Genomic DNA, 23,280 nt, shown 5'->3' with positions numbered 1-23,280 from the left:
TTTCTCTGCGGAGTTGCGATGAATAATTATCTGCCGCTGTTACAAAACACCACGCTGTTCGCAGGTCTTTCCGCTGCGGAGCTCAGCACGCTGCTGTCCAGGCTGGGGGGCAGTGTGCGCAGCTACGGCAAGGGCGAAGCCCTTGTGCTGGCGGGGGAGCCCAGCCGCCGGGTGGGCATCGTGCTGTCCGGCGAGCTGGAGGCCTACCGCCCGGCACCGGGCGGGGTGCGCATCCCCATCGCCCAGGTAGAGCCGGGCGGGGTGTTCGGGGACGTGCTGGGAGGCTCCAGCCTGTCCAGCCCGGTCACCGTGCTGGCTGCCGCCCCCTGTGAGGTGCTGCTGCTGCCCTACGAGCGGCTGCTGCTCTCGGACGGCAGCCCCGCCCACCAGCGGGTGGTGCAGAACCTTGTGCGCACCATCAGCGATAAATATTTTTCCCTCTCCCGCCGCATCGACCTGCTGGTGATGAAAAGCCTGCGCGCCAAGGTGGCAGCCTATCTGCTCAGCGAGGCCGCCCGCGCCCACAGCCTGACCTTCAGCATCCCCTTCTCCCGCATCCAGCTGGCGGATTACCTCAATTGCGACCGCAGCGCCCTTTCCCGGGAGTTGAGCACCATGCAGAAGGAAGGGCTCATCGACACCTACCGCAGCAGCTTCAAGCTGCTGGAGCCGGATGCCTTGCAGCAGATGGTGCAGTGACCCTCTGACTACTTTTATCAATAAGGAGCGATAAAACAATGTCCAAGCCCGTACTCTGGATCGTGATCCCCTGCTACAACGAGGAGCAGGTGCTGCCCATTACAGCACCCATGTTTCTGGAAAAGATCCACAGTCTGACCGCACAGGGGCTGGTCAGCGATAAAAGCCGGGTGCTCTTTGTCAACGATGGCTCCCGCGACAAAACGTGGGAACTGATCCAAGGCTTTGCCGCACAGGACGAGCACTATATCGGCATTTCCCAGAGCCGCAACCGCGGCCACCAGAACGCCGTGCTGGCGGGGCTGATGGAGGCGCTGCACAGCGACAGCTGCGACATCACCATCTCCATCGACTGCGACGGTCAGGACGATATCAACGCCATGGATGAGATGGTGAAAAAGTATCTGGACGGTGCCGAGGTGGTGTACGGTGTGCGCAGCCGCCGGGACACCGACACCTTCTTCAAGCGGTTCACCGCCGAGGGCTTTTATCATGTGATGAACGCCTTGGGCGCGGATATCGTGTTCAATCACGCAGACTACCGCCTGATCAGCACCCGCGTGCTGGAAAGCTTTGCGGATTACAAGGAGGTCAACATCTTTTTGCGGGGCATGGTGCCGCTGGTGGGCTTTGCCCACGATGTGGTCACCTACGAGCGCCACGAGCGCCTGGCCGGCGAGAGCCACTACCCCCTGAGCAAGATGCTGGCGCTGGCCTTTGACGGCATTACCAGCCTTTCCAACAAGCCTATCCGCATCATCACCGGAGCGGGCATCGTGGTGAGCCTTGTCAGCTTTATCGGGGTCATCTGGGCCATCGTGTGCGCTGCCATGGGCAGCAGCGTGGCAGGCTGGGCCTCCACCGTCTGCATCGTCTGCTTTATGAGCGGTGTGCAGCTGGTGTGTCTGGGCGTGATCGGTGAGTATATCGGCAAGATCTATATGGAAACAAAGGCCCGCCCGCGCTATATCATCTCGGAGCGCACATGGGCTCCCTACGAAAGGAAATATCACGGATGAGCAAGCAAAGTTGGAAGGGCAGCACCCTTTTGAACCCGGAGCCGCCGGTACTGGTATCCTGCGGCGGGCTGGATAAGCCCAACCTTATCACCATCGGCTGGACAGGCACTATCTGCACCCAGCCCAGCATGGTATCCATCAGCGTGCGCCCGGAGCGGTACAGCCATCAGCTGCTGTGCGAGAGCGGGCAGTTCGCCATCAATCTGCCCACCGAAAAGCTGGTGCGTGCCATCGACTGGTGCGGCGTGAAGAGCGGCCGCGAGGTGGACAAGTTTGCTGCCTGCGGCCTGCACGCCGCCCCCGGCAGCGTGCTGACCGACTGCCCCGTGCTGGAAGAAAGCCCGGTCAACTTGGAGTGCCGCATCACCCAGCGCATCCCGCTGGGCAGCCACGACCTGTTTTTGGCCGAGGTGGTGGCCTGCGATGTGGACGAGAGCCTGCTGGACGAAAAAGGCAAGCTGTGTCTAGATAAGGCAAACCTCATCGTGTACAGCCACGGCGAGTATCTGGCCCTTGGCAAAAAGCTGGGCACCTTTGGTTACAGCGTGCGGAAGAAAAAGCCCGCAAAACGCAAGAAACAGTAAAAGCAACTCCGCAAAAACAAGTACAGCAAGGCTGAGCATCCGAGAAAGTCAGGTGCTCAGCTTTTTCCATTTTCGCAGGCAGCAGCTTCGGCTCTATAATAAAAGCTTTCTTTCTGCTGAATCTGCTCAGAGCAGCGCGGCAGGCATTTTCAATCGTCCGATTCCCGTTGCATTCCGTCCGATTTTGTGATATACTCCCTACTGCTGTGCTTTTTTGTACAGTATCCTCAAAGAGCAACTTAGGATTTTAGGCTCCCCGGTGCCACTCGAGCGGCGCCGGGCAAAACCCACAGGAGCTGGCGGTTCCTGTGCGGTCAAAATCAAACCGCTGGAGTATTATCATGAATCAGAATTCTTCCGTCCGTAAGCTGGTGCACTGCGGTGTAGTGGCAGCCATCTATGTGGTGCTGTGTCTGGCACTGCAGCCACTTTCCTATGGTGCTGTGCAGGTGCGTGTGGCCGAGGCTCTGTGCCTGCTGCCCGTGTTCGGTGCCGAGTACATCGTAGGCGTGGTGCTGGGCTGCTTCCTGGCAAACCTGCTGGGCTCCACCATCGTGGATGTGATCTTTGGCACGCTGGCCACCCTGCTGGCCTGTCTGGTCACCTACAAGCTGCGCAATGTGCGCTTCAAGGGTCTGGCCATTGCCGCCAGCCTGCCCCCGGTGCTGTTCAACGCCGTGATCATCGGTATTGAGATCGCCGTGATGTTCCCGGACCCCACGTCCAGCGCCCCCATCTGGCTGGCCTGCATCACCAACGGCATCTCGGTTGGCATCGGCGAGCTGATCAGCTGCACGGTGCTGGGCGTTGTGCTGATAAAGCTGATCGAGAGCAACGCCGCGCTGCGCAAGGTGTTTGTGACGGAATAACGCAAGGAGGTTTCCATGCAGCCAAACGGTATGATCTTCTGGGACTGGAACGGTACCCTGATGGACGATGTGGATTTTACCCACGAATGCCTGAACTGGATGCTGGAGACCCACGGCTACCCCCAGCGGTACGATCTGGCAGCCTATCGGGAGCTGTTCGGCTTTCCCATCGAGGACTACTACCGCTGTGCCGGATTCGATTTTGCGCGGCACCCCTACCCGGAACTTGCCGCCCGCTTTATGGAGCATTACAACGCCGGTGTGCCCGGCTGCGCTGTAACGGCACACGCCGTTGACACCCTGCAAACGCTGGCCCGCATGGGCTGGCAGCAGGCTGTGCTTTCCGCCTCCCGCCGTGATTACCTGATCGAGCAGGTATCCGCCCGGGGTCTGCAAGGCTTTTTTACCGAGTTGCTCGGCCTTGCGGACATTTACGGCGTAAGCAAGGTACAGCTTGGCACCGATTATCTGCGCCGCACCGGCATCGACCCGGCGGCCTGTGTGATGGTCGGCGACACCGACCACGATGCCGCGGTGGCTGCGGCCATCGGTGCAACTTGTGTGCTGTACACCGGCGGGCACCAGTCCCGCGCCCGGCTGGAAAAGGCCAGTCCCTACGTCATCGACGACCTTGCCCAGCTGCCCGCACTGCTGGAAACGATATAATATCAGTGGCTCAGAAACGCCTGTCGGTGTTTCCGAGCCACTTTTTTACAGCCTGTTCTCGCAAAAGCAAAAAAAGACCAATACACAAATGTGTACTGGTCTTTTTGGTCGGAGCAGCGGGATTTGAACCCACGGCCTCCTCGTCCCGAACGAGGCGCGCTACCAACTGCGCTATGCCCCGAAAATACCGCAGCTTATTCGGCTGCGGTAACTGGTTGGGGATGAGAGAATCGAACTCCCACAAGTAGAGTCAGAGTCTACCGCACTACCACTATGCAAATCCCCAATATTCGGTTGTGTCAGCCGCGCCGTGCGTTGCTGACAAGGGATATTATACACGCCGACGGGCTGCTTGTCAACCATTTTTTCAGTTTTTCTGCAAAAGTTTTCGCAGCGGCTTTCCGATGCACACAGGCTTGTAAATTTTTGGTTTTTCTCTTGACAGCACTTCCCTTTCGGAATACTCTAATACTATAAAAAGGTAGGACCCCGGTCAGCCCGGCACCCTTTGCCGGACCGTTCGGCTTTGCCTGAATGATAACGAAAGAGGGTATTTGAATGAAAAAACGTGTTGGTATCCTGACCTCCGGCGGCGATTGTCCGGGCCTGAACGCCACCATCCGCGGCGTTGCAAAAGCACTGTACGCCCGCATGGGAGATAACGTGGAGATCGTGGGCATCGCCAACGGTTACAGCGGCCTGATCAACGGCGACTACCGTGAAATGAACGAGGACGACTTCCGCGGCATCCTGACCTTAGGCGGCACCATTCTGGGCACCAAGCGCACCCCCTTCAAGCTGATGCGTGTGGTGGAGGACGACAACATTGATAAGGTCGCCGCCATGAAAAAGACCTACAAGGCGGCAAAGCTGGACTGCCTGCTGTGTCTGGGCGGCAACGGCACCCACAAGACCGCCAACCTGCTCTCGCAGGAGGGGCTGAACATCATCGGCCTGCCCAAGACCATTGACAACGATATCTACGGCACCGATGTGACTTTCGGCTTCCACACCGCTGTGGACATTGCCACGGACGTCATCGACCGCATCCACACCACCGCCGGCAGCCACAGCCGCGTGATGTGCATTGAGATCATGGGCAACAAGGCGGGCTGGCTTACCCTGTACTCCGGCATTGCCGGTGGTGCGGACATCATTCTGCTGCCGGAGCTGCCCTACGATATCGACCGCGTGTGCGAGGCCGTGGAGCGCCGCGCCAAGAAGGGGTCCAACTTCTCTATCCTTGCCGTGGCCGAGGGTGCCATCAACACCGAGGAAGCTCGCATGAAGCGCAAGGACTGGATGGCCAAGCGTGCCGAGGCCGGCCTTGGCACCACCGCCACCAACCGCATTGCACAGGCCGTGCAGAAAAAGACCGGCATGGAGACCCGCGTGTGCATCCCGGGTCATATGCAGCGCGGCGGCAGCCCCAGCGCCTACGACCGTGTGCTGGCCACCCAGTTCGGCAGCTATGCCGCACAGCTGGTAGAGGTGGAGCGCTACGGCGTGACCGTGGCCATGGTGAACCGCCGGGTGACCGAGAACCGTCTGGCAGACATTGCCGGTAAGACCCGCAATGTGCCCGAAAACTGCGAGCTGCTGAGCGTGGCACGCCGCATGGGCGTCTGTCTGGGCTGACCCCTGCCCGCAAGAGGAAACACTGAGAAAAGCGAGACACCGGAAAGTCTGCTGACTTTCCGGTGTCTCTTTTTATGTTATGGGCAGCGCAAAAGGGTTGGCGAGCGGCTTTTTACGGTAAATTTTGCCGTTGAAGCTGCGCTTTCTGTCCCAAGTGCGCAAAAAAGGTTGTCAAAACAGGAAAAACAGGGTATGATAAGAGCTGGATCGCAAAGCTGCGGTCCTTCAATATTGTTAAAGGAGTGTGCTTTGTTATGCGCGCCTATGAACGACTGCTTGATTACGTCAAGGTCTACACCACCTCGGACCCGGAGTCCGGTACCCATCCTTCCGCTGCGCGGGAGTTTGATCTGGCTCACAAGCTGGTGGAGGAGCTGAAGGCTCTGGGCGTAGAGGATGCCCGTGTGGACGAGCACTGCTACGTCTACGGTTCCCTGCCTGCCACCCCCGGCTGCGAGGAAAAGCCCGCGCTGGGTCTGATCGCCCACATGGACACCGCCCCGGATGCCAGCGGCGAGAACGTGAACCCCATCCTGCACGAGAACTATGACGGCGGCGACGTGGTGCTGCCCGCCACCGGCAAGGTGATGAAGGTCTCCGCCTTCCCCTTCCTTGCCTCCATGAAGGGCGAGACCCTCATCACCACCGACGGCACCACCCTGCTGGGTGCAGACGACAAAGCCGGTGTGGCTGAGATCATGACCGCTGTGGAGACCGTCATCCGCGAGGGCCGCCCCCACGGCAAGCTGTGCATCGGCTTTACCCCGGACGAGGAGATCGGCGAGGGTGCCGACCTGTTCGATATCCCCGGCTTTGGCGCAGACTTTGCCTACACGGTGGACGGCGGCGATGCCGGCGACATCGAGTACGAGAACTTCAACGCTGCTGCTGCCACTGTGACCATCCACGGCTTCTCGGTGCACCCCGGCTCTGCCAAGGACACCATGATCAACGCTTCCAACGTTGCCATGGAGTTCCACGGCGCCCTGCCTGTGATGGCACGTCCCGAGACCACCGAGGGGCGTCAGGGCTTCTACCACCTGTGCCAGATGTACGGCGACGTTACCACCGCAAAGCTGGGCTACATCCTGCGCGACCACGATGCCGCCAAGCTGCAGTTCAAAAAGGACAATATGCAGGACATTGCCGATTACCTGAACGGCAAGTACGGCGCAGGCACCGTAGAAGTAGAGATCAAGGACAGCTACCGCAATATGCTGGAAAAGATCAAGCCCCACTTCCACCTCATCGAGACCGCCCGCAAGGCTGTGCGCATGGCCGGTCTGGAGCCGGTGGAGGTGCCCGTGCGCGGCGGCACCGATGGCGCTACCCTGAGCTGGATGGGTCTGCCCTGCCCCAATCTGGGCACCGGCGGCTTCAACTTCCACGGCGTGTGCGAGTGCACCACCGTGGAGCGGATGGACCGCTGCACCGAGATCGTGCTGAATATCATTTCCCTGTACGCAGAGTGATCTGCTTTTTCTGCGAAAAAACTTTCAGCGTGAAAACGGTCTGTCCCTATCGTTCAACATAAAAGCGGCGGCTGCACAGTGCTTTGTGCAGCCGCCTGTTTTCATTTAACCTACGTTGATATGCCCCACCGGCATGATCTTGCGCTTATTGTCGTCCGGTTTGGCGGTCAGGCTCATGGCAAAGGCCACCGGGCCTACACGGCCCATGAACATGACCAGCATATACAGGATCTTTGCCCCGTTGTTCAGCTGGCTGGTTACGCCTACGGAAAGGCCCACCGTACCAAAGGCCGAGCAGGACTCGAAGATGGCATCCACCACGGACACGGCGTCCGAGGTGTTGTAGTACACCACAATGGCCGAGCCGATGACCGCCACAGCGCCCAGCACGATAATGGTCAGGGCGCGGTAGACGGTCTTGGACTCGATATGATGGTCAGCGATCACACAGTCATCGCGTCCCTGCGCCACGCTGCGGATGGTCAGGATGATGACAGCGAAGGTGGTCACCTTCACGCCGCCGCCGGTAGAGCCAGGCGCTGCGCCGATGAATTGCAGCACGCTCATGAGCAGCTTGCTCAGGGTGCCGCAGGAGGCCAGATCCACGGTGTTCATGCCGGCGGTACGGGTGGATACCGACTGGAACAGTGAAGCCATCATCTTGCCGGGCACCGACAGTCCGCCCAGTGTGGCGGGGTTGTTCCACTCCATCAGTCCCAGCCCCAGCGCGCCGCCCAGCCACAGGATCACCGAGAAGGACAGTACCACCTTGGCGTGCAGGGACAGGCGGCGTTTCTGGTACCACTGGCACAGCTCCACCCAGACCATAAAACCCAGACCGCCGGAGATGATCATGAACATGACCACCGCCTGCACATAGTAGTTGTTGACATAGGGCACCAGCGAGGAGTACGCCCCGAACCGTCCGAAGAGGTCAAAGCCCGCATTGCAGAAGGCCGAAATGGCGGTGAACACGCTGATCCAGACGCCCTCCAGCCCGAACTGCGGCACAAAGGCGAACAGTAGCAGCAGAATGCCGATGCCTTCAAACATCGCTGCCAGCCCCACCACGATCTTCAGCACGCTTTTGGCCTGATCGTAGCCGTCCGCCGAAACGCTTTCGCCCAGCAACCGCAGATCCCGGAAGCCCATGCGCCGGCGCATGGCCAGCGCAAAAAAGCTGGTAAGGGTAACAAGACCAAGGCCGCCCACCTGAATGAGCAGCAGCACCACTGCCTGCCCGAACCATGTGAACTGCGTCCACGTATCCCGCACCACCAGACCGGTGACGCAGGTGGCGCTGGTGGCTGTGAACATGGCGTTGAGCACATCCAGCCGCCCGTGCCTGCTGGCAATGGGCAGGGTGAGCAGGAGCGTGCCCAGCGCGATGACAGCAATAAAGCTGACGCAGATGATCTGGGTCGGGGTGCTCAGTCCCAGCTTTCTCCGCCGGACCGACCTCTGGTGCCGCAGCTTTTTGCGGATATTTTTTATCTTTTCCATAGCATCCTCCCTGCGCAGCACGCAGCCGCTTTGCATTCCTTTATAGCATACACCATTTTGCCCGCAGGTTCAACTTGATTTTACAGCCCGGTTGCGGTATTATAATATGGTACTGTATTTTTGGGGTTTTCTGCCCCAAGGATGCAGAACTGTGTCTCCGTAGCTCAGCTGGATAGAGCGTCCGCCTCCTAAGAATTCGGTCAACCTGATACCTTAGGTGCAGAAGTGATTGCTCTATTCAAAAGCAAAACCGAGAATCACGGTTTTCTCAACAAATTTTGATGCAACAAGTTTAACACCGTTCCGGCTGCAACGCAGTCGGTCACTTCGGTGTGAAAATCGTTCTGCATATTCGTTTCCAAGCACGTTGAATTTCAAAAAATCAACGATAATACATAATATGCCTCAGTAGCTTAGCTGGATAAAGCGCCTCCCTCCTAAGGAGGAGACCGCAGGTTCGAATCCTGTCTGGGGTATCCCTTTAAGAAAATGCGAAGGTCATTTTTCCATGTGAAAGACGATCTTCGCATTTTTCATTTTGAACCTATCACCAAAATTAGCCAGCTAATGCCATTAGCAGAATTTTCGGTTCCAGCTAATAAAATCAGGTTTCCAGCTAATGAAGCCCCATAAAGCACCTTTTAGACTCTGTTTCCCGGCTCTCTGCTAAAATTGGCAGCCGCTTTTCTGTAAATCCATGTAAATACACGATAATTTGTGTAAATCTATTTTCCACATTCCTACCAGAAACCGTGTAAAACACTTTTTTCCATACATAGCGCGTTCACTCGCTGTTCTCTCGGAACAGAAAGAGGAACGCGCTTTTTTGTTTTCGGGCTGAACTTCCCGAATCCACCAAAGGAGGGTTTACCGATGAAAAAAGTTCTGACCATCACGATGGACGGTATCCGCTACCATGCTTCCCGCCCGGCAGATTGCCGGCACTGCTTCTTCTGGAAGAACCGAAAGAAGGGCTGCGTTCTCGGCAAAGAGAACTGCTACTATCTGATCGAGCCGCCCAAAGGCCCCAGCAAGTGCGAAGGGTGCCCCTACAAGCGGGCAAAGCCCTGTGTGCTGATTCCCTGCTACAAAGACCTGATGGCACCGCTGGAGAAACGAGGTGATGCCAAGTGAGCCACAAGCGAAACGAAGCTCTGCGCCATGTTCAGCACTCCATGCACCATGTGATCGCCGCTGGCGAAGGTTCCGACCGTGCCCCGGACAGTTGCAAGCTGTGCCCGTACTATCGACCTGATTTCAAGTTCCGCACCTGCCTGTATGCCCACTGCCCTTATAAGAAGCAGGTCAATGTATTCCGTTCCACACCTGAAAAATGGGATATTCTCTATGCCCGAAAAAAAGCCGACAAGAACCGCAGACCTTGATTACTTCTATGGGCAGTCCAGCGAGCTGTTCTCCTTCTACCGGATTCCCAAGCTGTTGTTTCAGGATAGCCGCTTCCAACCGCTTTCCACAGATGCCAAAACGCTGTACGGTATCCTGCTGGACCGCATGAGCCTGTCAGCCCGGAATGGTTGGTTGGACAAAGCTGGGCGGGTGTTCATCATCTATACTGTGCAGGAGGTGCAGGATTCACTGGGCTGTGCCGATAAAAAGGCCACCAAGCTGCTGCGAGAACTGGAAGAGTACGGCCTGATTGAACGCAAACGGAGGGGGCTGGGCAAGCCCGACCTCATCTATGTGAAGAATTTTTCGTCAGAATCGTCAAAAACGCTCTACATGAATCGTGATAATGACGATTCTGGAACCGTCCAGAATACGCTTCAAGACCCGGCCAAACTACGATGTAATAAGACTGAGAGAAATAATACAGAGGTAAGCGATACTGATCCTATCTATTCCGATGAAAACGACTGGATGAGCAAACGCGCCCAACTGGAAGAATATTTTTCGCAGTCTTTGGAGGTAGACCTTCTGCTCCGGCTCTGCCCGGACGATGAGGACACCATCTATCAGATCGTAGATTTGTTGGTGGACACCTGCGCTACCAACCGCAAGACGCTGCGCATTGCCGGGGACGATAAGCCCGCCGAGGTGGTACGCAGCCGGTTTATGAAGCTGAACGCTGACCATATCCACTTTGTGCTGAAGTGCCTTGCAGAGAACAGCAGCCCAATCCGAAACATGAAACAATACCTGCTTGCTTCTCTGTATAATGCACCCACCACGATGCAGCTTTCCTACCAGAACCAAACCAACCACGACTTAGCGATGCGGGGGTGATGAAAATTTCAAAGAAAGCAACCATGATTGCCATCGTCAACCAGAAAGGCGGCACCGGCAAGACCACCACCTGTGAAAATTTGGGCGTTGGACTTGCAGCCGAAGGCAAAAAAGTTCTGCTGGTAGATGCTGACCCACAGGGCAGCTTGACCATCAGCATGGGCTGGCAACAGCCCGATGAACTGCCCACCACCCTTTCTACCCTGATGCAGAAAGCCATAAACGACCAGAGCATTCTGCCCGGTGAAGGCGTTCTGCACCATGCGGAGGGCGTTGACCTGATTCCGGCAAACATCGAACTGGCAGGGCTGGAAGTTTCCCTTGTCAACTGCATGAACCGGGAAAAGATGCTGAAACAGGTGCTGGAAGGCGCAAAGCACGAGTACGATTTTATTCTGCTGGATTGCACTCCTTCCCTTGGGATGCTGACCGTGAATGCGCTGGCAGCGGCGGACACCACCCTGATTCCGGTGCAGGCGCAGTACCTGTCTGCGAAAGGCTTGGAACAGCTTTTGCAGACCGTCCAGAAAGTGCGGCGGCAAATTAACCCTCGTCTGAAAATCGAGGGCATCCTGCTGACTATGACGGACAGCCGCACCAACTATGGACAGCAGATCGACAATTTGATTCGGAGTGCTTACGGCAGCAAGATCAAAGTGTTTGACCAGACCATTCCCCGGTCTGTCCGCGCTGCGGAGATCAGTGCTGTGGGTAAGAGCATTTTCCAGCACGACCCCAAAGGCAAGGTGGCAGAAGCCTATAAATCTCTGACAAGGGAGGTGATGGCGAATGCCGAAAGGCAGCTTAAACGTGTCGCTGAAAGGGGCAGATGACATTTTCTCCACAGAGGAATCCCGGCAGGAACAGCAGCGAGAACAGGTGCAGCAAATTCCCATTGGGGAATTGTTCCCTTTCAAAAACCATCCCTTTAAGGTTTTGGATGATGAGTCCATGCAGCGCACGGTGGAAAGTGTGGAACAGTACGGCGTGCTTTCTCCGCTGATTGCCCGTCCACGCCCGGAAGGTGGCTATGAGATCATCTCCGGGCACCGCCGCCAGCACGCTGCACAGCTTGCCGGGCTGGATGCGCTGCCTGTCATTGTCCGTCAGATGGATGATGACGCCGCTGTTTTGCTCATGGTGGACAGCAATCTCCAACGTGAGAACATCTTGCCCAGCGAACGGGCTTTCGCCTACAAAATGAAGCTGGAAGCTCTAAAAAATCAAGGTGCTAGGTCAGATTTAACTTCGTGCCAAGTTGGCACGAAGTTCCGGGCAGACGAATTGCTTGCGGAAAACTCCAGCGAAAGTGCCCGAAATGTTCAAAGGTTTATCCGTCTGACCAACCTTGTTCCCGAATTGCTGGACATGGTGGACGAAAAGAAAATCGCTTTTAATCCCGCTGTGGAGTTGTCCTATCTGGACGAAAGCCAACAGCGGGATTTTTTAGAAGCGATGAATGACACCCAGAATGCGCCGTCCCTTTCTCAAGCGCAGCGGCTCAAAAAGCTGGCGCAGGAAGGGCACTTCTCGTATGACGTTGCCTTTGCAGTCATGGGCGAAGAGAAAAAGGACGAGCTAGACAAGGTAGTCATCAAAAATGACACCCTGCGGAAGTATTTCCCCCGCAGCTACACCCCGAAACAGATGGAGGACACCATCATCAAGCTGCTGGAACAGTGGCAGCGCAAACAGCAGCGGCAGAATGAGCGCTGACTTATACCGTAACGAAAGACCCGATGGGGTCTTTTTCTTTTGCAAACAAAAGGAGAACAGCCTATGAAAAACAACGTTACCCGTACCATCCGCTCCGAAGAGATCACCATTGATGTGCGTATCTGCGCTGCACTGGCGGCAAACCGGGGCGGCGAGGTCTACCTTGCAGCCATTGCCCCGGATATGGAGCTGACCGTCATCACGCTGGACGAGGCTCCCGGCATCCTGCCCTGCTTTGAGGAGGACGATGCCTGCCTGAACCTCCCTGACACCTCGCTGCTGCTCTGCTACAACCCGGCGCAGGTGCTGAAGATGGGCGGCAAGCACTACCTGACCGGCCCGGTGATTCTTGTCCGCACCAACATGGACGGCAGGGTCATCTCTCTGACCATTGATGAGGTCTACCTGTTCCAGAAGTATCTGGAAAGCCACAGCATCACCCTGATGGCTGACGACCAGAAGCTGCCCTGCATCTGCATCGACTGAGGTGCCGCTATGTCAACGAGAGCGGAATTTTTTCAGAGTATGTATCCGGGGCTGTCCGATGGTGAAGTTATTGATGAACTTATCAAAGCCAGCATATACGGTTTTGAACACGGCCCGGAAGTTGTGACCATCAGTGCCGCAGAGGGCATTCATTATGTGCCTTACGATGCGGAAATGCAGAAAAAGCTTCCGTATTATGGAGGCACCTACGAGGTCTGCAATATTCCTTTTACGGATTTCCAGATCCGCTATCAGCCGGAGCAGATTCGTATTGTGGATGGTAAACGCATCCTAGAGGATACTGCCTTTCTCTGTCGGAAAGATAATGATCACTTCCTTATTCTGCCGAGCGTTTATGAGAAGCTGGATTTGGACGACTGGCTTCTGGCACACCTGTTTTTCTACGACAAAGACGGAAAACGGTGTATCGGTGTGAAACTGTCGGAGGTTGACTGATGCGAGTTGTCTTTGAGTTTATGCTGTTTGAAGCCGGCGCTTTTTTCGGCTTCTTTGTGGCAGCTCTGTTGAACGCCGCCCGTGCTGGGCAGGAAATCACTATCAAATTCGAGGAGGAAGATAATGGAACAGAACGAGAATACTCTGTCGGTGCTGAAAATTGCACCGGGACAGTATCCGCAGCAGGTCGAGATTGATAACGACCTGAAAGCCATGCAGCAGGCGGTGGGCGGCTCCATCGGCGCAAGCTATCCTTTTGAAGATCCGGTTGCCATCGTCTACAACGATGACGGCAAGCTCATGGGTCTGCCGCTGAACCGTGCCCTGTGGGACGAGGACGGGCTGATGTATGACGTCGTTGCCGGAACCTTTTTGGTGGTTGGTTTAGGCGAGGAGGATTTTGTGTCGCTCTCCCCGGAGCTGACTCAGAAGTATGAAGAAGAATTCCATCAACCCGAAGCTTTTCTCCCTCTGGGGCGTCGCCTGATGGTCATTCCGGTGCCGGATGAATCGGTTCAGAATGACGCAGAAAAGGCCGTAAACAAGCCCCCGGTGGAACATGACCGCTAAGACGATTTTCTGCACAGGAGGTGGTAACGATGCAGGAAGAAATCGAGCATAAGACGGTCAACCTTGCCATCTCGACCACAAAACTGTCCGCCCGCACCCTGCTGCGCGGAATGCAGTTTCTGTTGCGGCAGTACGACAAGCACGCTTCGCAGGGCAAGCAGTCCATGAAGCGGTTGGTACGGCAGAACCGTGGCGTGACCAATGTGGAGATTCAGAAAACTGGCATTAAGGACTTTGACCGTTATGCCAAGCGGTATCACATCGACTACTCCATCCAGAAAGACCTGTCCTGCACGCCGCCCCGGTATCTGGTCTACTTCAAGGCACAGGACACGGATGCCTTGAGCGCAGCGTTCAAGGAATATTCGGCATCGGTGCTGGATAAAACCAAGCGTCCATCCGTGCTGGCAAAGCTGCACGATCTGGCGCAGTCCGTTGCGAGCCTGCCGGACAAGGTGCGGCACAAGCAGGAGGAGCGCGGGCTATGAGCAAAAAGAAACTTTCCAAGCTGCTGGCGCTCTATCTGCCCTATATCCTGATGGGTCTTGTAGCGACCAACTTTGGTGAAGCATGGCGGCTGGCCGTGGGCAAGGAACTGGGCGATAAAATCGTATCGCTGATGGGAACTATCCCGGCAGCGTTTGCCAATCCGCTGCCCAGCCTGCACCCATTTGACTTGTTCATTGGTCTGTGCTGTGGCGCTGGAATGCGGCTGACGGTCTATCTAAAAAGCAAAAACGCCAAGAAGTACCGTCACGGTATGGAGTACGGCTCTGCCCGGTGGGGCGGACCCAAAGATATTGAGCCGTTTATGGCTCCAAAGTTCGAGGACAATATCATCCTCACCAAAACAGAACGCCTGATGATGTCCAACCGCCCACCGGACCCCAAGAATGCACGGAACAAAAACGTGCTGGTGGTGGGCGGTTCCGGCAGCGGTAAGACAAGGTTCTTTATCAAGCCGAATCTGCTGCAATGTGATTCCAAGAATTTTCCGGTATCATTCGTGGTTACAGATCCGAAAGGTAGTATCGGCGTGGAATGTGGAGAAGCCCTGTTAAAGCACGGCTACAAGCTAAAATTCTTCAACACGATCAACTTTTCCAAGAGTATGCGCTATAACCCTATGGCCTATATCCACAGCGAAAAGGATATTTTGAAACTTGTCACCGCGCTGATGACCAACACCAAGGGTGAGGGTCAGGGCGGCGACCCATTCTGGGACAAAGCGGAACGGCTTTTGCTCGTTTCGCTGATTGCTTACCTTCACTATGAAGCCCCGGTTGAGGAGCAAAACTTCGCAACACTGTTGGAAATGTTGAATACTATGCAGGTATCTGAGGACGATGAAACTTATCAGAATCCGGTAGACCTGTTGTTTGAGGATCTGGGTAAGAAAAAACCAAAATCCTTTGCAGTGCGGCAGTACAAACTTTATAAGCTAGCTGCCGGCAAAACGGCCAAGTCGATTCTTATTTCCTGCGGTGCCCGGCTCGCACCCTTCGATATTCAGGAAGTCCGGGATGCCACCATGTACGATGAGCTGGAACTGGACAAGCTGGGTGACCGGAAAACGGCGCTGTTTCTCATCATGAGCGATACGGACAGTACCTTTAACTTCCTGATCTCCATGATCTACACCCAGCTTTTCAATCTGCTCTGTGATAAGGCAGATGACCAATACGGCGGCAAACTGCCAGTCCATGTGCGGTGCCTGATCGACGAGTGTGCCAACATCGGGCAGATTCCGCAGCTGGAAAAGCTGGTAGCCACCATCCGCAGCCGTGAGATCTCGGCGTGTCTGGTTTTGCAGACCCGCAGCCAGCTGAAAGCCATCTACAAAGATAATGCGGATACCATCGTGGGCAACATGGATTCGCAGATTTTTCTCGGCGGCAGCGAGCCGACCACTCTGAAAGATCTTGCCGAAGCACTCGGCAAAGAAACCATCGACAGCTACAACAATTCCGATACCCGTGGCAATAGCCCAAGCTATGGCACCAACTACCAAAAACTCGGTCACGAACTTATGAGCCGGGATGAGCTGGCAGTGCTGGATGGCGGCAAGTGCATCCTGCAACTGCGGGGCGTGCGCCCATTTTTGAGCGACAAGTACGACCTGACCCAGCACCCGAACTACAAGTACACCTCCGATTATGACCCCAAGAACGCCCTCGATATCGAGAAGTTCTTGAACCGAAAAGAAAAAATCCACCCGGATGATACCTTCATCATGGTAGATGCCGATTCACTCCCGCCCGCCTGATAAGACGAGCGGTTATTTTTTACCCATTGACCCAACAGGTACACCGGAAAATCAGCCTTCGCCGTGGTTTTCGGCTTTTTGCAAACGGATTTCAGGTGTGTGCAGGGTCACTTTTTCAAAACAAAGGAGATTTTTCTATGGAATTCTTTAACAGCGCAGTGGATGTTCTGAAGACTCTGGTTGTAGCATTGGGTGCCGGTCTGGGCGTGTGGGGTGCCGTCAACCTGATGGAGGGTTACGGCGGCGATAACCCCTCCGCAAATGCTCATGTACGGTAGAGAAGCACAAAGCAAAACAAAGACAGCCAGCCCTGCCACTATTCCGAAGTCAGGGGAACGCAATAGAAAAATTCATAGCTGTGTGCTATACTTAATTAGCATTTGAACATATCAAGCTGACACAGCAATCTCTTTGCTTGCCGTTAATGCGCGTCTACCAATAGTCCGCAGAAAGCAAGAGTATCGTAAAGGTATAAAAATTTCAAACTTCTTTGTAACGAAATTCCGATTTCTCCGTCTAACCTATGAAGCTGAAGACTAACTATTAAAAGTCAAGCCCTAAAATGAAAAAATCCGCCAACCATCCGCTGCCCATGACAAACATCATTCAAATGCTGGCCTTGGAGTAGCGAGGGTGACGGAGAGAACAGCAAAGCAAGCCCAGCCAACCCTCGCAAAAACAGAATAGCATTTGAATGCTTCGGTTTGTCAAGGGTTCGCTGCGCCAGCTAAGTTGTTCTTAGGTTTAACTCAGGCTCTGGAGAAAATCAAGTGACGGCAAGATATGCTTTACCGGACTTCTGCAAAGCGTAAATCAGTCGTACGAGTTTCTTTGTGGCATGAGATAGGGCAACATTGTAGTGCTTGCCTTCAGCTTGCTTTTTGGTAAGGTATTCAGTAAAAACGGGATTCCAGTAACAGACGTATTTGGTTGCAGTGTAAAGAGCGTATCGAAGATAACGAGAGCCACGCTTTTCCATGTGTGCATAGCAGTTTGTGAGTTTTCCTGACTGGTATGTGGAGGGAGAACATCCAGCATAAGCCAAAACTTTGTCAGGAGAGTTAAAATTCGAAAAATCCCCTACCTCTGCAAGAATCATCGCAGCAGAATGAAATCCCATTCCGGGAATCGAAAGGATCGGCGGTTTCAATTCATCCATGATTTTCCGAATGGCATCTTCAATTTCATTGATTTCGGAGGTAAGTTCTTGAATGAGCTTAATGGTGTGCTTTAATTCCAAAGACTTAGCAGGCATAACAGAACCAATGGATGTTCTGGCTGCATCTCGGATATGAGTAGCTTTATCTTTTCGGTAATGGCCTCTGGATGTTTTCACGAGAATATTAGCTAATCTGGTCAGATGAGCTTCTGAAATCTGCTTTGCACCGGGATACTCACTGAGAAGTGCGTAGATTGAAGTGCCGTGGATAGACGAAACAAGCTGTTCCAATTCCGGAAACAGGATTGTAACCAATCTGGACACCGACTGCTTTAGTTTAGCGCGTTCCTGAACTTTATCAAATCGGTATCTCGTGAGTGACTTTAGTTCTTCGTTGTGATATGCTGTATCTGTGTAGGACTTGAGGTCTACATCGGACAACAGCATAGTTGCAATCGTTTTTGCATCCACACGATCGGTTTTAGTTTTGCGAAGACTGAGGCTCTTTCGATACAGGTTGGTATGCAAGGGATTCATGACATAGACGGGCAGATCATTGTCAAGAAGAAACCCAAGGATGTTGTAGCTATAATGTCCGGTAGCCTCAAGCCCTACTTTTATTTTGTCTGATTTTTGAGAACAGTCTTGGATTGTTTGTAGCAGACTTTTGAAACCATCCATGTTGTTGGGAATGGTAAAGCAATCGACAAGGGTCGTTCCTTCCGAATCGAGAATGCAACAGTCATGCTTATCTTTGGCAACATCAATTCCGACACAGACCATTTTATACCTCCGTTATATTATTCAATGCTGCTTAGGACCACAGACTTCTTTGCTCTTGTAACCTCGTTCTAAATAAACCGTCTGGCGGTATCTAACTGATTAACATTTCAACAAAGAAGCTGTGGTTGGAGCCTTCGTCAAACCGTCTTTGCGGTAGGAGGTGTTCACCAATCCACAGCATCCCATACAGTGTAGCATACCGCTGGAGAGCGGTCTATAAATACTACTCTTTTATAATACGAGGAGGTGATGACAAGTATGGACTATGAAAAGCTCTATAAAGCCTACTATTTACAGGTATACTCGTATACTATTTCTCTTGCCAAAAATCGTGAGATAGCAGAGGAAATCACGCAGAACACATTCTATAAGGCTGTTTCTACAACATCACAATTCAAAGGTAAGTCAGATGAATTGACATGGCTCTGCTCCATAGCAAAAAATCTTTACCATGATGAAATGCGAAGCCGTCAGCGAGTAGCTGATGTGAGTGAAATCAATGACTTGCCATCAAATGAAAATGTTGAGAACTCAGTTGCAGATTCTGACATGGCGTTCCGCATACACCTCGTTCTTCACCGTTTGGAAGAACCATACAAAGAAGTCTTTCAGCTTCGCGTATTCGGGGAACTATCTTTTTCACAAATCGCTGCAATTTTTGGAAAAACAGAATCATGGGCGAGAGTTACTTATCATCGTGCAAAGCTAAAAATTCAAGAAAGGATGGATGAAAAGCATGAGTAAACAATGCGATATTGTTCGAGATATTCTTCCGCTGTATGTTGACGGTGCTTGCAGCGAAGCAAGCGCAGAGATGGTAAAAGAGCATTTGAACGCCTGTGCTGACTGTAACGCAATTTATCAGAAATTGCTTTCTCACACGAACGAAGATGTTCTTCACGAAGAAAGCGAAAGCGTTATTATGCGCCATGAGGCAAAAGAAAAGCAGAGAGGCAAAAAAAAGATAACGATTGCTGTTCTCGTTTCCATCGCTCTTTGTATCATTGCAATTTTTGCAGCTCTCTTTCTGTTACCTATAAACATTGCTTATGAGCCTGTCAAAATCGACTTCCCATTTGAGGTTGAAGATGTCGAAAGCGTTGAAATGTACCACTATGACGAAGTGCCTGCATCAGCAGAAAAGAAAGTAGTTGTTGCTGAAAATGATATAAAGACCCTGTATGATAAGTTCAAGGGCTTATCCTTAAAAGACAAAACAACTGAGGAAACTGCCGGAGCAGCTGTGACCAGCTTTAGATTTAACCTCTCAGATGGAACAAGCTACGATTTGATTTACGCCTGCTATGGAGTTAAAAACGGCGAATTGAAGTCAGCAGCAGGCGGTTTTAAGTATTTCACAAGTGCGGATATCGGCTCTTATTGGAACAATTTGAATACGGAACTTGAAGCAATTCCTATCAATGAGAGTGAATTGCCGTGAGCAGATAGCAAACCCAGCCGAGCCTGTCAACGGTCAAGATGAACGGCGGAAATGCGCCGCTGTTGACAGCCCCGCCCGTCTTTGCTGTTCGGTAATCAAGAGGGCGACAGCACAAGATGCTGCCGCCCTCTGCCATTATTCAGAAAGGGGGATTTTCCATGACCGAACACGAAAAGTATCAAGAACATATCCGGCATACACACGATGCCTTTTGCAAGACTGTTATTCGCCACGCTGCCATAGACGCAGCCCGGAGCATACGGAGCCGCCGCAAGCGGGAAATCTCGCTTGAATATCTGATAGAAGAAAAACACTATCCATTCAGTACCACAGATAAATACTTTGCGGAGCAATCCGGCATGACCAGCTATCCGCTTTTCGTCTGTGGTCAGATGGTGCTTTTGGAAAGCCCAGAGCTTGCCGCAGCCCTGTCCGCACTATCACAGATGGAACAGGAAATCATTTTCTTGTACTACTTCCAACGATTGACGCATAGGGAGATTGGACGGAGATATGGACGGGCTGGCAACACAACCGGGCGGCGTATTCAGATGATTTTACGGCGGCTACGGGCAGAGTTGGAGGGTTTGTCCTATGAGCCAGCTACTTCCCTATGAGACAATCGTTAAGGCAAGCGAGGGCGACCCGGAAGCTGTTGCCGCCGTCCTATCCCATTATGCGGGATATATCCGCTCTTGTGCGAAAATGGACGGACAGATTAACATGGATATGCAGGAGCATATCGTCAGGCAACTGATAGAAAGCCTGTTGAAGTTCCACTTTGACCGCTAAACAGAAAAGTTGTATAATTAGAGCCTAACAAATTAAACTTCAATGAGGGTAGAGCAAATGGAACAGATTATCAATTATAGAGACATACCCACAGATAAAAGGATTGACATATTAAATGCTCTTGAGCGAATAGGTTTTTTTCCGGCATACGGCGGCGTGAAAACAATGCAGCAAATTATGGAAAAGTCAGTTCCAGGTTCAGGCCCACAATTCTATTTCGTTTTCCGTGAAAATGAGTTGATAGGGTACAATTTTCTCATTGGGGACACTAAGAAATATAAAGCGTTCCCATGGCTTGCTATTAGCAATATGGATGAGCAGAAGTTGACTGTTTGTGAAGAAATGATGAAAATACAAATTGCCTTTTTTGAAAAACTCGGAATGCAAAAGATAGCAGATCATTGCGTTAGGATTATGGAAGATTACAGAAAAGGAATTGGAAAGCAGAAAGAAAGCGATTGCAGATAAATTCCATTTGAAAAACGGCTGACAATTTAATACCGCCGCCCATCACAGCGGCAGATAAGCAGTAAATCTTGAAAAGGTTTACTGCTTTTTTTGCGCCCATTTTCAAAAATCTTTGGCAAACCACACCGCCGGATTGTTGTAGGGAGCAGACAGGGAAAATAAAAAAATTTTTGCTGCGTTTGCCAAAACGCCCCCTTTTCACCGTTGTAGTGGTGAACAGCGGGCAGAACACGCCGCCGCAATCGCTATATTGGTGGAGCAAGCCAGTATATCCGCAAACCAGAGCCGCCGAGGAAAGCGGTAGTTTTTTAGAGCAAGATTCTACCACGGTGCCAAAATCCGCATATCTGCGGTTTTGCCCCTTTGGTAAATCTTGTTGGGGAGTGCCTTCCCCAAACCCTGCTCATGCGCCCTGTCGGGCGAGAAAGGAGGTCAACGCTTGAAGAAAAAATACAACACACCCCACCGCTGCCATGTGGTCAAAACCCGCATGACCGAGGAAGAATACGCCGACTTTACCGAGCGGCTGAAACACTATGACATGAGCCAAGCCGAATTTATCCGGCAAGCCATTACACGGGCGACCATTCGCCCCATTGTTACCGTTTCCCCGGTCAATGATGAACTGTTGTCCGCCGTTGGCAGGCTGACCGCCGAATACGGAAAAATCGGTGGCAACCTCAATCAGATTGCCCGCGCCCTCAACGAGTACGGCACACCATACAACGCCCTGTCCGTTGAAGTCCGCGCCGCCATTTCTGACCTTGCTGCCTTGAAGTTTGAAGTCCTGCGAAAGGTAGGTGACGCTGTTGGCAACATTCAAACATATCAGCTCTAAAAATGCGGATTATGGCGCAGCCGAGCAGTACCTCACCTTTGAACATGACGAGTTTACCATGAAGCCCACCCTTGATGAAAACGGGCGGCTCATGCTCAGGGAGGACTATCGAATAGCCACGCTGAACTGCGGCGACGAGGATTTTGCCGTTGCCTGTATGCGCTCCAATCTCCGCTATGGGAAGAACCAGAAGCGGGAAGATGTAAAAAGCCACCACTACATTATCAGCTTTGACCCACGGGACGCGGTGGACAACGGTTTGACCGTAGACCGGGCGCAGGCGTTGGGCGAGGAATTTTGCCGGAAGCAGTTTCCCGGACACCAAGCCATTGTCTGCACCCACCCGGACGGACACAACCACAGCGGCAATATCCATGTGCATATCGTTATCAATTCTCTGCGGATAGAGGAAGTTCCGTTCCTGCCTTACATGGACAGACTGGCAGACACCCGCACCGGGTGCAAACACCGCTGCACAGACGCGGCGATGGAATACTTCAAAGCCGAAGTCATGGAGCTGTGCCACCGGGAAAATCTCTATCAAATCGACCTTTTGCATGGCAGCAAAAACCGCATTACCGAGCGTGAGTATTGGGCGCAGCGGAAAGGGCAGGCAAAGCTGGACAAGGAAGCTGCTGCCTTGCCAGCCGAGGAGCAGCCAGCCAAGCCCACGAAGTTTGAAACAGACAAGGAAAAATTGCGGCAGACCATACGCACCGCGCTGTCCTCTGCCGCAAGCTATGGCGAGTTCGCCGCCGTTCTCTTGCAACAGGGCGTGACTGTCAAGGAGAGCCGAGGGCGGCTATCCTACCTCACGCCGGACAGGACAAAGCCCATTACCGCCCGCAAGCTGGGAGATGATTTTGACCGCGCTGCCGTTCTTGCCCTTTTGGAACAGAACGCCCACAGAGCCGCCGAGCAGACCGCAACCGTACCCGAATACCCCCGCAACATAAGGGAGCGTTTGCAGGGTAAAAAAGCTGTCCAAACCACCCCGGAAAAGGACGGTATTCAGCGCATGGTTGACCGGGCGGCAAAACGAGCGGAGGGAAAAGGCGTGGGCTATGACCGCTGGGCGGCAGTCCACAATCTGAAACAAATGGCGGCTACCGTTGCCGCCTACGGGCAGTACGGCTATTCGCCGGAGGAGCTGAACGCAGCCCTTGTATCCACCAATGCGGATTTACAGGACAGCACCGCCAAGCTGAAAGCCCTGGACGCTGCTATCCGGGAGAAAAAGGAGCTTCAGACACAGGTGCTTGCCTATGCCAAGACCAAGCCTGCCCGTGACGGTCTGAAAGCGCAGAAAACGGAAAAAGCCCGCAGCGCCTACCGGGAACGGCACGAAAGCGATTTTATCATAGCGGACGCAGCCACCCGTTATTTTCGGGCGCATGGCGTTTCCAAGCTGCCAAGCCATAAAGCCCTGCAAGCGGAAATCGAGCAGCTTACCGCCGAAAAGAACGCCCATTACAACGAATACCGGGAGAAAAAAGCCCGTGTCAAGGAGCTGCATACCGTGAAAAGCAATCTTTCTCAAATCCTGCAAGGCGAGAAAGACAGAGAGAAAAAGCACAAACATGAGCGTTAAAAACCGCCCCGAAACGATAC

26 protein-coding genes, 3 tRNA genes, 1 pseudogene and 1 riboswitch are annotated in these 23,280 nt (G+C 53.3%); of the genes and pseudogenes, 26 read left to right on the top strand and 4 right to left on the bottom strand.

Going from position 1 to position 23,280, the window contains the following annotated elements:
• Positions 1–18 precede the first annotated feature (18 nt).
• The 5 genes from MTP43_RS04730 (at position 19) to MTP43_RS04710 (ending at position 3,837) form a co-directional block, all read left to right on the top strand.
• Entirely contained in the window at positions 19–699 is a 681-nt protein-coding gene (locus MTP43_RS04730) for a Crp/Fnr family transcriptional regulator (protein WP_249235122.1), read from the top strand.
• Positions 700–737: 38 nt separating this feature from the next.
• Positions 738–1,718 (top strand): glycosyltransferase family 2 protein, encoded by a 981-nt coding sequence (locus MTP43_RS04725; RefSeq protein WP_097778814.1) that lies wholly within the window; start codon positions 738–740, stop codon positions 1,716–1,718.
• Positions 1,715–2,302 (top strand): flavin reductase family protein, encoded by a 588-nt coding sequence (locus MTP43_RS04720; protein WP_005924945.1) that lies wholly within the window; start codon positions 1,715–1,717, stop codon positions 2,300–2,302. The genes MTP43_RS04725 and MTP43_RS04720 overlap by 4 nt, the downstream gene beginning before the upstream one ends.
• A 232-nt stretch (positions 2,303–2,534) precedes the next feature.
• Positions 2,535–2,636, top strand: a riboswitch (PreQ1-III riboswitch).
• Between the two features lie 7 nt (positions 2,637–2,643).
• Positions 2,644–3,171, top strand: coding sequence for a QueT transporter family protein (locus MTP43_RS04715; RefSeq protein WP_113621334.1), 528 nt, complete (start codon positions 2,644–2,646; stop codon positions 3,169–3,171).
• A gap of 15 nt (positions 3,172–3,186) precedes the next feature.
• On the top strand, positions 3,187–3,837 hold the full coding sequence (locus MTP43_RS04710; protein WP_113621335.1) for an HAD family hydrolase: 651 nt from the start codon (positions 3,187–3,189) through the stop codon (positions 3,835–3,837).
• Positions 3,838–3,942: 105 nt separating this feature from the next.
• On the opposite strand, the gene MTP43_RS04705 is transcribed toward MTP43_RS04710, so the two are convergent.
• Both MTP43_RS04705 and MTP43_RS04700 read right to left on the bottom strand, forming a co-directional pair.
• Positions 3,943–4,018, bottom strand: a tRNA-Pro gene (locus MTP43_RS04705).
• A 31-nt stretch (positions 4,019–4,049) separates the two neighbouring features.
• Positions 4,050–4,123: transfer RNA gene (locus tag MTP43_RS04700), tRNA-Gln, on the bottom strand.
• A gap of 272 nt (positions 4,124–4,395) precedes the next feature.
• Between MTP43_RS04700 and MTP43_RS04695 the strand changes: the two genes are divergently transcribed.
• The gene (locus tag MTP43_RS04695) at positions 4,396–5,475 is read left to right on the top strand and encodes a 6-phosphofructokinase (RefSeq protein WP_005924931.1); all 1,080 of its coding nucleotides are present in this window, start codon (positions 4,396–4,398) and stop codon (positions 5,473–5,475) included.
• A gap of 254 nt (positions 5,476–5,729) precedes the next feature.
• A complete protein-coding gene (pepT, locus tag MTP43_RS04690) occupies positions 5,730–6,947 on the top strand; it encodes a peptidase T (RefSeq protein WP_015536845.1) in 1,218 nt (405 codons plus the stop codon).
• A gap of 105 nt (positions 6,948–7,052) precedes the next feature.
• Here pepT and MTP43_RS04685 read toward each other — a convergent pair whose 3' ends face one another.
• Positions 7,053–8,450, bottom strand: coding sequence for a TrkH family potassium uptake protein (locus tag MTP43_RS04685; protein ID WP_113621336.1), 1,398 nt, complete (start codon positions 8,448–8,450; stop codon positions 7,053–7,055).
• A gap of 402 nt (positions 8,451–8,852) precedes the next feature.
• Here MTP43_RS04685 and MTP43_RS04680 point away from each other — a divergent pair.
• The 12 genes and pseudogenes from MTP43_RS04680 to MTP43_RS04625 form a co-directional block, all read left to right on the top strand.
• Positions 8,853–8,926 (top strand) — tRNA-Arg (locus MTP43_RS04680).
• A gap of 397 nt (positions 8,927–9,323) precedes the next feature.
• The gene (locus MTP43_RS04675; RefSeq protein WP_117530052.1) at positions 9,324–9,584 is read left to right on the top strand and encodes a hypothetical protein; all 261 of its coding nucleotides are present in this window, start codon (positions 9,324–9,326) and stop codon (positions 9,582–9,584) included.
• Positions 9,581–9,835: a hypothetical protein gene (locus tag MTP43_RS04670; protein WP_005924919.1), complete on the top strand. Its 255-nt coding sequence runs from the start codon at positions 9,581–9,583 to the stop codon at positions 9,833–9,835. Before MTP43_RS04675 ends, MTP43_RS04670 begins: the two co-directional genes overlap by 4 nt.
• Positions 9,798–10,694, top strand: coding sequence for a DUF6017 domain-containing protein (locus MTP43_RS04665; RefSeq protein ID WP_249235121.1), 897 nt, complete (start codon positions 9,798–9,800; stop codon positions 10,692–10,694). The genes MTP43_RS04670 and MTP43_RS04665 overlap by 38 nt, the downstream gene beginning before the upstream one ends.
• On the top strand, positions 10,694–11,527 hold the full coding sequence (locus MTP43_RS04660; protein WP_249235120.1) for a ParA family protein: 834 nt from the start codon (positions 10,694–10,696) through the stop codon (positions 11,525–11,527). The genes MTP43_RS04665 and MTP43_RS04660 overlap by 1 nt, the downstream gene beginning before the upstream one ends.
• On the top strand, positions 11,484–12,410 hold the full coding sequence (locus MTP43_RS04655) for a ParB/RepB/Spo0J family partition protein (protein WP_249235119.1): 927 nt from the start codon (positions 11,484–11,486) through the stop codon (positions 12,408–12,410). Before MTP43_RS04660 ends, MTP43_RS04655 begins: the two co-directional genes overlap by 44 nt.
• Before the next feature lie 63 nt (positions 12,411–12,473).
• The gene (locus tag MTP43_RS04650; RefSeq protein ID WP_249235118.1) at positions 12,474–12,896 is read left to right on the top strand and encodes a hypothetical protein; all 423 of its coding nucleotides are present in this window, start codon (positions 12,474–12,476) and stop codon (positions 12,894–12,896) included.
• Positions 12,897–12,905: 9 nt separating this feature from the next.
• Positions 12,906–13,352 carry a hypothetical protein gene (locus tag MTP43_RS04645; RefSeq protein ID WP_249235117.1) on the top strand — a complete coding sequence of 149 codons (447 nt, stop codon included), beginning with the start codon at positions 12,906–12,908 and terminating at the stop codon, positions 13,350–13,352.
• A 123-nt stretch (positions 13,353–13,475) separates the two neighbouring features.
• Complete coding sequence (locus MTP43_RS04640) at positions 13,476–13,922, top strand: DUF3846 domain-containing protein (RefSeq protein ID WP_249235116.1); 447 nt, start codon at positions 13,476–13,478, stop codon at positions 13,920–13,922.
• Between the two features lie 29 nt (positions 13,923–13,951).
• The gene (locus tag MTP43_RS04635) at positions 13,952–14,410 is read left to right on the top strand and encodes a PcfB family protein (RefSeq protein WP_249235115.1); all 459 of its coding nucleotides are present in this window, start codon (positions 13,952–13,954) and stop codon (positions 14,408–14,410) included.
• A complete protein-coding gene (locus MTP43_RS04630) occupies positions 14,407–16,188 on the top strand; it encodes a VirD4-like conjugal transfer protein, CD1115 family (protein WP_249235114.1) in 1,782 nt (593 codons plus the stop codon). The genes MTP43_RS04635 and MTP43_RS04630 overlap by 4 nt, the downstream gene beginning before the upstream one ends.
• 137 nt (positions 16,189–16,325) lie before the next feature.
• A pseudogene (locus tag MTP43_RS04625) lies at positions 16,326–16,454 on the top strand (Maff2 family mobile element protein); the annotation flags it as partial.
• Between the two features lie 500 nt (positions 16,455–16,954).
• On the opposite strand, the gene MTP43_RS04620 reads toward MTP43_RS04625, so the two are convergent.
• Positions 16,955–18,130, bottom strand: coding sequence for an IS110 family transposase (locus MTP43_RS04620; RefSeq protein WP_005928045.1), 1,176 nt, complete (start codon positions 18,128–18,130; stop codon positions 16,955–16,957).
• Positions 18,131–18,388: 258 nt separating this feature from the next.
• Between MTP43_RS04620 and MTP43_RS04615 the strand changes: the two genes are divergently transcribed.
• From MTP43_RS04615 to MTP43_RS04585, 7 genes are all read left to right on the top strand, one after another.
• Positions 18,389–18,874 carry an RNA polymerase sigma factor gene (locus tag MTP43_RS04615; protein ID WP_008818014.1) on the top strand — a complete coding sequence of 162 codons (486 nt, stop codon included), beginning with the start codon at positions 18,389–18,391 and terminating at the stop codon, positions 18,872–18,874.
• Positions 18,867–19,571 carry a zf-HC2 domain-containing protein gene (locus tag MTP43_RS04610; RefSeq protein ID WP_006573567.1) on the top strand — a complete coding sequence of 235 codons (705 nt, stop codon included), beginning with the start codon at positions 18,867–18,869 and terminating at the stop codon, positions 19,569–19,571. The genes MTP43_RS04615 and MTP43_RS04610 overlap by 8 nt, the downstream gene beginning before the upstream one ends.
• Positions 19,572–19,729: 158 nt before the next feature.
• Positions 19,730–20,188, top strand: a complete 459-nt coding sequence (locus tag MTP43_RS04605) for an RNA polymerase sigma factor (RefSeq protein ID WP_023921375.1) — start codon at positions 19,730–19,732, stop codon at positions 20,186–20,188.
• The gene (locus tag MTP43_RS04600) at positions 20,166–20,363 is read left to right on the top strand and encodes a helix-turn-helix domain-containing protein (protein ID WP_006573566.1); all 198 of its coding nucleotides are present in this window, start codon (positions 20,166–20,168) and stop codon (positions 20,361–20,363) included. The genes MTP43_RS04605 and MTP43_RS04600 overlap by 23 nt, the downstream gene beginning before the upstream one ends.
• Before the next feature lie 42 nt (positions 20,364–20,405).
• A complete protein-coding gene (locus MTP43_RS04595; RefSeq protein WP_006573565.1) occupies positions 20,406–20,831 on the top strand; it encodes a hypothetical protein in 426 nt (141 codons plus the stop codon).
• A gap of 439 nt (positions 20,832–21,270) precedes the next feature.
• Positions 21,271–21,669: a plasmid mobilization protein gene (locus tag MTP43_RS04590; RefSeq protein WP_040647222.1), complete on the top strand. Its 399-nt coding sequence runs from the start codon at positions 21,271–21,273 to the stop codon at positions 21,667–21,669.
• Positions 21,641–23,260, top strand: coding sequence for a relaxase/mobilization nuclease domain-containing protein (locus MTP43_RS04585; RefSeq protein WP_165858285.1), 1,620 nt, complete (start codon positions 21,641–21,643; stop codon positions 23,258–23,260). The genes MTP43_RS04590 and MTP43_RS04585 overlap by 29 nt, the downstream gene beginning before the upstream one ends.
• Positions 23,261–23,280: the final 20 nt, after the last annotated feature.

This window comes from Faecalibacterium sp. IP-1-18 (assembly GCF_023347355.1).
GTDB lineage: Bacteria > Bacillota > Clostridia > Oscillospirales > Ruminococcaceae > Faecalibacterium > Faecalibacterium prausnitzii.
The sequence above is the reverse complement of the archived record's forward strand: the minus strand, read 5'-3'. Positions and strand labels throughout refer to the sequence as shown.